At 61.1% G+C, this 8,541-nt stretch carries 14 protein-coding genes; 6 read left to right on the top strand and 8 right to left on the bottom strand.

The features are described 5' to 3' along the window. A partial coding sequence (locus EOC93_RS31225) for a TCP-1/cpn60 chaperonin family protein (protein ID WP_281033173.1) occupies positions 1-407 on the top strand: 407 nt, incomplete at its 5' end. A 110-nt stretch (positions 408-517) separates the two neighbouring features. On the opposite strand, the gene EOC93_RS31220 is transcribed toward EOC93_RS31225, so the two are convergent. Next, positions 518-1,117, bottom strand: coding sequence for a TetR/AcrR family transcriptional regulator (locus tag EOC93_RS31220; protein ID WP_127206546.1), 600 nt, complete (start codon positions 1,115-1,117; stop codon positions 518-520). 114 nt (positions 1,118-1,231) lie between these two features. On the opposite strand from EOC93_RS31220, the gene EOC93_RS31215 reads away from it, so the two are divergent. Together EOC93_RS31215 and EOC93_RS31210 are read left to right on the top strand one after the other, a co-directional pair. Then, positions 1,232-1,675, top strand: a complete 444-nt coding sequence (locus tag EOC93_RS31215) for an OsmC family protein (protein WP_127206545.1) — start codon at positions 1,232-1,234, stop codon at positions 1,673-1,675. A gap of 17 nt (positions 1,676-1,692) precedes the next feature. After that, on the top strand, positions 1,693-2,079 hold the full coding sequence (locus tag EOC93_RS31210; RefSeq protein WP_127206544.1) for a nuclear transport factor 2 family protein: 387 nt from the start codon (positions 1,693-1,695) through the stop codon (positions 2,077-2,079). 216 nt (positions 2,080-2,295) lie between these two features. Here EOC93_RS31210 and EOC93_RS31200 read toward each other — a convergent pair whose 3' ends face one another. Beyond that, complete coding sequence (locus EOC93_RS31200) at positions 2,296-2,907, bottom strand: LysE family translocator (protein WP_127206543.1); 612 nt, start codon at positions 2,905-2,907, stop codon at positions 2,296-2,298. A 327-nt stretch (positions 2,908-3,234) separates the two neighbouring features. On the opposite strand from EOC93_RS31200, the gene EOC93_RS31195 reads away from it, so the two are divergent. After that, positions 3,235-4,215 (top strand): asparaginase, encoded by a 981-nt coding sequence (locus EOC93_RS31195; protein ID WP_127206542.1) that lies wholly within the window; start codon positions 3,235-3,237, stop codon positions 4,213-4,215. Between the two features lie 89 nt (positions 4,216-4,304). Beyond that, positions 4,305-4,952 carry a class I SAM-dependent methyltransferase gene (locus EOC93_RS31190; RefSeq protein WP_245461593.1) on the top strand — a complete coding sequence of 216 codons (648 nt, stop codon included), beginning with the start codon at positions 4,305-4,307 and terminating at the stop codon, positions 4,950-4,952. A gap of 40 nt (positions 4,953-4,992) precedes the next feature. Here the strand turns inward: EOC93_RS31190 and EOC93_RS31185 are convergent, their stop codons facing one another. The 5 genes from EOC93_RS31185 to EOC93_RS31165 form a co-directional block, all read right to left on the bottom strand. Beyond that, complete coding sequence (locus tag EOC93_RS31185) at positions 4,993-5,370, bottom strand: YkgJ family cysteine cluster protein (RefSeq protein ID WP_127206541.1); 378 nt, start codon at positions 5,368-5,370, stop codon at positions 4,993-4,995. A 5-nt stretch (positions 5,371-5,375) separates the two neighbouring features. Continuing rightward, entirely contained in the window at positions 5,376-5,540 is a 165-nt protein-coding gene (locus EOC93_RS31180; RefSeq protein ID WP_095489281.1) for a hypothetical protein, read from the bottom strand. Position 5,541: 1 nt separating this feature from the next. Further along, on the bottom strand, positions 5,542-5,949 hold the full coding sequence (locus EOC93_RS31175) for a hypothetical protein (RefSeq protein ID WP_095489282.1): 408 nt from the start codon (positions 5,947-5,949) through the stop codon (positions 5,542-5,544). Further along, positions 5,949-6,176, bottom strand: coding sequence for a hypothetical protein (locus EOC93_RS31170; RefSeq protein WP_095489283.1), 228 nt, complete (start codon positions 6,174-6,176; stop codon positions 5,949-5,951). The genes EOC93_RS31175 and EOC93_RS31170 overlap by 1 nt, the downstream gene beginning before the upstream one ends. Before the next feature lie 345 nt (positions 6,177-6,521). Further along, on the bottom strand, positions 6,522-6,731 hold the full coding sequence (locus EOC93_RS31165; protein ID WP_010915421.1) for a cold-shock protein: 210 nt from the start codon (positions 6,729-6,731) through the stop codon (positions 6,522-6,524). A gap of 550 nt (positions 6,732-7,281) precedes the next feature. Between EOC93_RS31165 and EOC93_RS31160 the strand changes: the two genes are divergently transcribed. Then, positions 7,282-7,461, top strand: a complete 180-nt coding sequence (locus EOC93_RS31160; RefSeq protein ID WP_095489284.1) for a CsbD family protein — start codon at positions 7,282-7,284, stop codon at positions 7,459-7,461. 176 nt (positions 7,462-7,637) lie between these two features. Here EOC93_RS31160 and EOC93_RS31155 read toward each other — a convergent pair. Continuing rightward, on the bottom strand, positions 7,638-8,541 hold a 904-nt coding region (locus tag EOC93_RS31155), incomplete at its 5' end, for a metallophosphoesterase (protein WP_127206540.1).

Below are 8,541 nucleotides of genomic sequence, written 5' to 3'. Positions count from 1 at the left end.
TCGCACTCCTGCGCGCTTCGCTGAGCATCAAGGCGACCGGCGCCAACTCCGACCAGACCGCGGGCATCGCCATCGTGCGTCGCGCGCTGCAGGCTCCGGCCCGCCAGATCGCGGCCAACGCCGGTGCGGAAGCATCGATCGTTGCCGGCAAGATCCTCGAGAATAAGGGCCCGACGTTCGGCTTCAATGCCCAGACCGGCGAATATGGCGACATGATCGCCATGGGTATCGTCGATCCGGTCAAGGTCGTGCGCACGGCTCTCCAGGATGCGGCCTCGGTCGCCGGCCTGCTGGTCACCACCGAAGCCATGATCGCGGAGGCTCCGAAGAAGGAGTCGGCTGGCGGCGGCATGCCAGGCGGCATGGGCGGCGGCGGCATGGGCGGCATGGGCGGCATGGATTTCTAATCCACGTATCCATCAGCCTTCAGATACGGAAAGGGCGGCCGAGAGGTCGCCCTTTTTGTTGCCATCGGCCGATTATTTCGCCGGAGCGCCCCCCGGCTCAGATGCTACCGTCAATGCGCTGCGACAGCGACCTTCTTGGCCGGCAACGCACTTTCCACCAGCGCGGCGACCTCATCGGCCACCGCCAGCACCGGGGCACGGTCGCGGGTGGCACGCGCGATCACCATCAGCCCTTCCAGCGATGATTCGACAAGCAGCGCCAGAGCGTGGGCGCGGCGCTCGGGCACCCCTGCCCTGACGAAGGCCGCCTGCAGCAAGCCTATCCATTGCTCGAAGGCCGACCGGCATAGTTCGGCCAGCTCCGGCACGTCGGTCGGAGAGTCCAGCACCACAGGCGCGATCGGACAGCCAAGCGTGAACTGGTTGTCCTCCAGCATCCGCGCGACGGACTGATAGATATGGTGGACGGCCACCGCCGGGTCTTTTTCGGCGGCCAGCTCTTCGCCAAGCTTTTGCGTGACCTTTTCGACGCTGTCGCGCGTCACCTCGATGACCAGTTGGTCCTTGCCGCCCGGAAAATGAAAATAGAGCGATCCTCTTGGCGCAGCGGAGGCGCTCAAAATGTCGTTGAGCGAGGTGCCGTGATAGCCGCGCTGCCTCAGCAGCAGCGCCGTCGCCTCGATCATGCGTGTGCGGGTATCGTTCGCCATGTCAACCTCTGTCAGGAGTGAGCATTATAGGCCTTGCCCCGAATATGACAATCGGTCTATATATTATGTAGATCGGTCTATATACAAAATGGAATATTCAAGAGGAGAAAAAGAATGACCATCCGTGAAGCAGAAGCCCAATGGCAAGGGTCGTTGAAAGAAGGTTCGGGCCGGCTTCGGCTCGGCAGCGGCGTCTTCGAAGGTGCCTATTCCTTCCCGTCGCGCTTCGAGAACGGTCCCGGCACGAACCCCGAGGAACTGATCGCGGCGGCGCATGCCGGCTGCTTTTCGATGGCGCTGAGCGCCATAGCCGGCAGCGGCGGCCATGTCCCCGCACGGATCCACACCGTCGCCAAGGTGCACCTCGGCATGAGCAAGGCGGGACCGACGATCATCCGCATCGATCTTGAAACGGAAGCCGAAATCCCGGGCCTCGCGCCCGAAGAATTCCAGCGCCTTGCTCAATCCGCGAAAGCGACATGCCTGGTCTCCCGCGCCCTGGCTGGTGTGGCTGACATCACGCTCAAGGCCGACTTGGTCACGGCCGCGGAGAAATGAAATCAGGAGATACTGAGATGAAACAGGATAGCATCATGGTTGTCCATCCAGACGACCAATCCAGACAGACGGCCGAGATCATGCGGCGCTACAACGACGTGTTCCAGCTTCATGATCCATCGACACTCCCGGGCCTGGTCGCAGAGGACTGCGTCATCGAAAATACCGTGCCGGCGCCGGACGGCGCCCGCCATGCCGGCCGGGAGGCGTGCGTGCGGCTGTGGTCGGCGATAGGCAGCGAACCCGGCACCCGCTTCGACATCGAGGAGACCTTCGTCGCCGGTGAACGGGCGACAATCCGCTGGCGTTACTGGCGTGCCGACGGCAACTCCATCCGTGGCGTCAATCTGATGCGCGTAGCGGACGGGCTGATCGTCGAGGCGATGGGTTATGTGAAGGGATAGGTTTGGCGCTGCCCCTCATTGCCCTGCCGGGCATTTCTCCCCGTATAGTGACGGGGAGAAAGCTGCCTTCGCGAAAGATTTCGCCAATCTCAAGCGTTGAAGGAGGATGCCAGGTTGCGGCCAGCCCCCTTCTCCCCGTCCTAGACGGGGAGAAGATGCCGGCAAGGCAGATGAGGGGCGGCGCCAGCTTCGACGACTGCCCGCGATCCTTACTGTCTACCGGTCCGTCAGTGCCAGTTTTGCGCCGAGCGCGACGAAGGCGCCGGCGAAGGTGCGGCGCATCCAGGTCAGCACCATCGGCCGCGACACGACATGGCTGCGGATCGAGGCGGCGAAGATGCCGTAGCCGACGAAGACGACGAAGGTCAAAAGCATGAAGACGGTGCTGAGCTCCAGCATCTTCGACAGCGCATGCGGTTCGGTGGTGCTGACGAACTGCGGCAGGAAGGCGAAGAAGAAGATCGACAGCTTCGGGTTGAGGATGTTGATGAGGATGCCCGAGGTGATCACCTTGCCGACCGAGCGCGGCGCGACATCCTGCCCGACGTTCAAGCTGCCGCTCTCCTTCAGCGTGTTCCACGCCATATAAAGCAGGTAGGCGACGCCCAGATATTTGATCGTCTCAAAGGCGAGTGCGCTGGTGTGCAGCAGCGCCGCCAGCCCGGTGATGGCGGCCGCCATATGCGGAATGATGCCGAGCGTGCAACCGAAAGCAGCGATGATGCTGGCGCGCGCGCCACGCGAAAGCCCGGCGCTCAGCGTATAGAGAACGCCGGTGCCGGGCGAAGCCACGACAATCAGCGACGTCAACAAGAATTCGATGCTCACGGATGGTCTCCCGGCGTTATCCCTGCCGCCGGCAGCGTAACCAGGCAAACGCGCGGGCACAAGTCAGCCTGGGGACCGTTAGTGCCTCATTTCGAATTTCGGCTCACGACCCTTCTTTGCCCTTCCCATTCAGATGACCCTCGGCAAGTCTGTGACCCGAATGAGACGTTCCCGGTAGGCCCTGATGACGCCAAGATGGATATTGATGTACAAAGGTTCGAGGTAATCGAGAATCCACCAACAAGGTGTCCCTCAACTTTCGTGATTTGACGCTCAATTCGCTATGTCCAAGTGAACCAATAGCCGCTCCATCCGAAAGCACCCTGCATGGCGTGTATTTGCCTAATTACCACCGGCGGTACAATCGCTTCGCGGCGCATCGAGGCCGAGGATCACGTCGTAGCAACCGTCGCCGGCGAGAAACTTCGAGGTGCGATCCAAGACGTCCCTCCCGGCGTCGACATTAAAGTTGACGACTTCATGAATATCGTCAGCTGCGCGATGACGTTGCCAATGGCGTTTGCTCTAGCTCAGCGGATCAACATTCACCTTGCTGAAGACGATTGCATCGGTGTCGTGGTCACCCACGGTACCGATACGATGGAGGAAAGCGCCTATCTCGCGGATTTGCTTCTGGTGAATGAAAAGCCCGTGGTGTTTACCGGCGCACAGCGCAGCGCTGATGATTCCGCCGCCGATGGACCGCGGAACGTCACTGATGCCGTCAGGCTTGCGGCGTCGCCACTGGCGGCAGGTCTCGGCGCGGTTGTGCTCCTGGAACAACACTTCCACGCCGCGCGTGATGTCACGAAGGCCCATACCTCCCGCGTCGATGCGTTTGTTTCGCGAAACCACGGCAAGCTAGGGGAAATCGATGGGACCGCCGTAAGCGTATCGCGCCGCCCTATCCTTCGGAAAACATTTGCAGCGAACACCATCGAACCACGAGTCGACCTCATAAGCATGGTGCTTGGCTCTGATGACCGCTTGATCCGCCTTGCGGCGGCAAGCGGCTCACGAGCGATTGTGCTCGAAGGCTTCGGCAGAGGAAACGCGACCCCTGCCGTCGCAGTGGCTGTTGCAGACATTATCGCCGATGGCGTTCCGGTGTTCGTGGCGTCGCGATGTGGCGAAGGCCGCGTCTCGCCGATTTATGGCAATGGCGGAGGCAAGGATCTCGAGAAGGCGGGGGCAGTCTTTGCCGGCGATCTCACCGGACCCAAGCTGCGGATTCTGGTGTCGGTACTGTTGGGGATGGGAATGACGCTAGAGGAAATGCGCCCGGAGCTTGTTGCTTTAGGTGGGTGAGCTTCCGGCAGAGGCTCTTCCCTTATCATCGGACCGAGGGGAAACGCGCAGTGCAGCTCATAGACAGTCCGTAGGCAGTTGTCAGATCGGTGCGATCGTCGATCGCCGGACTTAGAATTCTTGATATCGGTTGCGGTGCTGGCAACTTCGCAAGGCAGCTTGTTGCCGAGGGAGCCGACGTGAGCGGCATCGATCCGGCGGCGGATGCGATTCGGGAAGCGGCGGCGGCGGTTCCGCAGGTAAGCTTCGTCAAAGGTGTGGCGGAGGCGTTGCCTTTCGACGACGCGGCTTTCGACATTGCCGTTATGGTCAATGCACTCCATCATGTTCCCGAAACGGCGATGCAGGCAGCGCTAGGTGAAGCGGCCCGCATCATCAAGCCAAATGGCGTCCTGATCATCGTCGAACCGTTGGCGACCGGCAATTTCTTCGCCGCCCTGCGGCTGATTGAAGACGAAACCATTGTCCGGCAAGCGGCCCAACTCGCGATCGAAACAGCCATATTATCGGGCGTGCTGGCGCGGATGGCTACATTACAATACGTTCGTCGGGAGGTCTTTCGAACCGTGAGAGGCTTTTTGGATCGCGTCGTGGCTGTTGATCCGTCGCGGCGAGAAGTCGTTGAGCACGACGAATCTGGCAGCACCGCTGCTGTGCTTGCAGCGGCGCAACGCGATAGCGAAGGTACGCTTATCTTCGACCAACCGATCAAGGCGGATATTCTCGGACCCGCCTAAATCGTGTCGTCGTGATTTTGCCCCTACCTGAGGGCCGTTATTACAGCGTCGGTAGCCCATGGCCGCGACGCGCCATCAGACAATCGTCGCCACCGGGCATGCAGGCGCGGCAGACGTCCGGTCGGACCTCGTAGATGCCACAGGCGGTCGACTTGCCGACCTCGCCGGAAAGTGCCGAGCAGCGCACGCCGTCGCAGCGCATGCCGGCTTCGTCGGCGGCCACATATTTCTGCGGGATCCGGTCGAGCTGTGCGTCATCCTCGGTCGAAAAGCGGGGCCATTCGGCCGAATAGGAACAGCAGGCGCCGCAGCTCTGGCAGTCGAAGAGAGGAGCGGCGCTCTCCTCCAGAGACGAAAAGTCCCCGGCGCTCGCCAAGGCAAGCAGCCCTGACGCAACGGGATCGGCGTTTCGCGGCAAGGGCGCTATTTCTTCTTCCTGGTCTTGCGCGACGCGACATCCGCCGGCGACTTGAACAGATCGGTCGCGGCCTCGGCGGTGACGTCGGCTTTCGGCGCGGCGGCCGGCTTGGCCGGCTTGGCGGCAGCGGTTGCTGCCGGCTGATCCTTGGCGGAGAATTTTATGGCCATATCAATCCTCGTCGGAGAAACGCGATGATGGCGCATTCGGGTTGCGAAGGCGGCCGATCAGCGCCGAGACCGCCGTGATGTTCATTTCTTCGGGCGACCAGTTTCTGGCCTCCTCGATGTGCCGGGGCGCCAGCTCGCGATGCGTGCTGCCGCTATAGGCGGCATCCTGATGGGTGACGCGCTCGTGGGTCTTGGCATTTTCGCGGACATATTCGATCAAATAGTTCGGGCATTCGGAGCGGCCACGCACGCCGAGCCTGACCTGGGCATCGCCATGGGCGCGCCTGCAGCGCTCGAGCTTTTCGAGCACGCGGCGGACATATTCGACCGGCTTGTCGAGTTCTCCCACGACATCGGCGATGGTCGAATCGGCGGCGATCGCCTTTTGCGGGACGCGCTTGGTGGCCATCAGCGTTTGCCCACGCGCTTCGGCGAGGCGGGGAGCGCGGCGGCCGCAGCCATCTCGTCGGCTTCCTTTTCCAGGCGCAATTCGCGCAGCCGCGCGGTCTTGGCTTCCCGGGCCTGGCTGACAGCATCCTGTTCGGAAATGATGCGGTTGAGCGACATGGACTGGGTCTGGGTCTTGCTGAAGATGGATTCGGCCTGGTCGCGGGATTTCTTTGAAGTGGCGGTCAAGGTCTTTCTCCCGGTTCGGAGCGTAATGCCGAAAAATGGCGAGACCGGTCTTTCGACCAGGACCACGCACAAAGCAATACGGCAGTCGGATTCAAATTGCTGGAGCACCCTTAACACGTTCAAGCGAACGCGCGGTGCTCTTTTCGAACTTTTGAAGCGCCCCAAACGCAAAAGGCCAGGCATTGCCTGACCTTCCGCTGAAGCGCCGCGCGTCCTTTTGGACGCGCTGACACTTTTTCATCTGCGCATGATCCTTCGGAAACGATGTCTCCGGGGTCACGCGCTGGAATCCGCCATTCACCGGTGCCGGTACATCCGTGGTCACCGGCGAGGCTGAATTCCGTTTTAGGCCGCCTTCAACTGATCGGCGGACATCTTGCCCGACTTGTTGTCGCGGACCATCTCATAGCCGAGCTTCTGGCCCTCGACGATGTCGCGCATTCCGGCGCGCTCTACGGCCGAGATGTGGACAAAAACGTCGGCGGAGCCGTCGTCAGGTTGAATAAAACCAAAACCCTTGGTGGCGTTGAACCATTTAACTGTGCCTGTGCTCATAACGAACCCTTTCCGTGGCAAATATTCATTCGCCGTCATGCGAATGCACAACAACGTTTGTCTCGATTTTGATGGGGGAAGTTCGTCAAAGGCGCGCCTGAGCACGCGGATAACAAAAGTCAGTCAAACAAATATCGACGAATTTCTTATAGACTTCTTTTGACGCTGTGTCAATTTTTGCTTTCGCCGCCCGGCGGACCGATCGCCGCCAGCTTGGATTAAGCAAGGATTCGATGGCGGATTTGGCGCCGAAACCGCTCGAGCGTCAGCTGTCGAAAAAAATCGCACCATGCCGGGAACCATTTCGGCATCCATGCATTTTGGGTATCGTCAGCAGTTCACGAGAGCAATCTCAGGAAAGGCTGACACAAAGGACGCCTCCCGTGCAATAAAACGCGCGAGGGGCGTTCTTTTATGGCGAGCGGCAATCGCCGCTTAGCGCCGGCGAGCCGGACGGCTCCGGCCATCGCGGACCCGTGGCCTCGGAACCGAAAAACCAGCCGCCCGTTTGCCCAGGACAAAGGCAAATTAAACCCCAGGAGATGCGGCCATGGTGAACAAGGATCAGGTTGCGGGCCTAGCCAAGCAGATCAAAGGCTCCGTGAAGAAAGCCGCCGGCAAGGCCACCGGCAACAGGCGCGTCCAGGCTGAAGGCTCGGCCGACAAAATCGCCGGCAAATTGCAGAAGGCCTATGGCGACGTGAAGGACAGGGTCAGAAAGGCGCTCTGATCGCTGCGCTGCCGTTTTCAACAGCGATGAGGAAGCGGCTTAAGAGCGGTTCAGCTTTTGATAGAAGCGCCGAACCGCTCTAAGTGTTTGCTTTTACGCAATTCCGGACGGAAAACCGCTACGCACTTTTCCTGGAATTGCTTTAGGCGGTTTGCTGTCTGCTTCAGTTGCCGCCGTTAGAAGTTCAGGCTCTTCGAGAAAGCGTTGGTGAAGGCGACCTCGCCATGATCGCCGATGGCTTCACCAAGCACCACGTCCATGCTGTCGCTGGTCACCCGCGCCAGCGCGAAGCCGCCCATATAGGCGGCCTTCGGCTTGAACAGATCGACCCCGTCGCGGCGGTAGATCATCGGCACCTCGTGCTGGTGACCGTGCAAGATAGCGACGACATTGTAGCCCTTCAGCGCCGCCAGCAGCGCCTGCCGGTCCGCTTCGCTCCACCAATGCGGCGGGCCAGGACCGTCATCGTCGAAGGTTCCTTTGGCGGCATCCCATCGTTCGATCGAAAAAACATCCCAGCCATAGTGTTGGAAGAGGATGACGGGGCGGCCATCCGCCGCATAGGTCGCCAGATCCTGCTTCAGCCATGGCAGGCTGGAGAGCGCGCCGTGGCCGGTGTCGCCGGCGAAGCGGTGCGTCTGAATGAGATGCAGGCCACCCCAGTCCCAGGAATAGCAGTCGGTATCGACATCGTAGTCGGTCGCCGGCACCGGCGGCTTGAAGAACACGCCCGGGCGGTGGTTGACCTCGACATAGTCGCGCAATTCGCGCCGATACCAGTCGACATGCTGCGGCGGGCCGTTCTGGTCGAGATCATGGTTGCCGAGCCCGACATAGACCGGCATGTGCACGCGATCCGGGCCGACGCCTTGCTGATAGCGCTGGCTGAACTGGAGAAGCTGCGTGCCCTCGCTGGGCTGGGTGATCTGGCCGCCGCCATCGTCGGTCATGTCGCCGCCGACGACGAGGCCGAGCGGCGTGGCGATGCGGCTGCCGGCCGAACGCAAGCCGGTGGCGACGCCGTTGATTTCGGCCGGCCATTCCTTGTCGTCGATGGCGTTCAAGGCGGCGATACCTGTC

Source organism: Mesorhizobium sp. M6A.T.Ce.TU.002.03.1.1 (assembly GCF_003997275.1).
Lineage (GTDB): Bacteria > Pseudomonadota > Alphaproteobacteria > Rhizobiales > Rhizobiaceae > Mesorhizobium > Mesorhizobium mediterraneum.
This window is presented reverse-complemented; position numbering and strand designations above follow the sequence as displayed.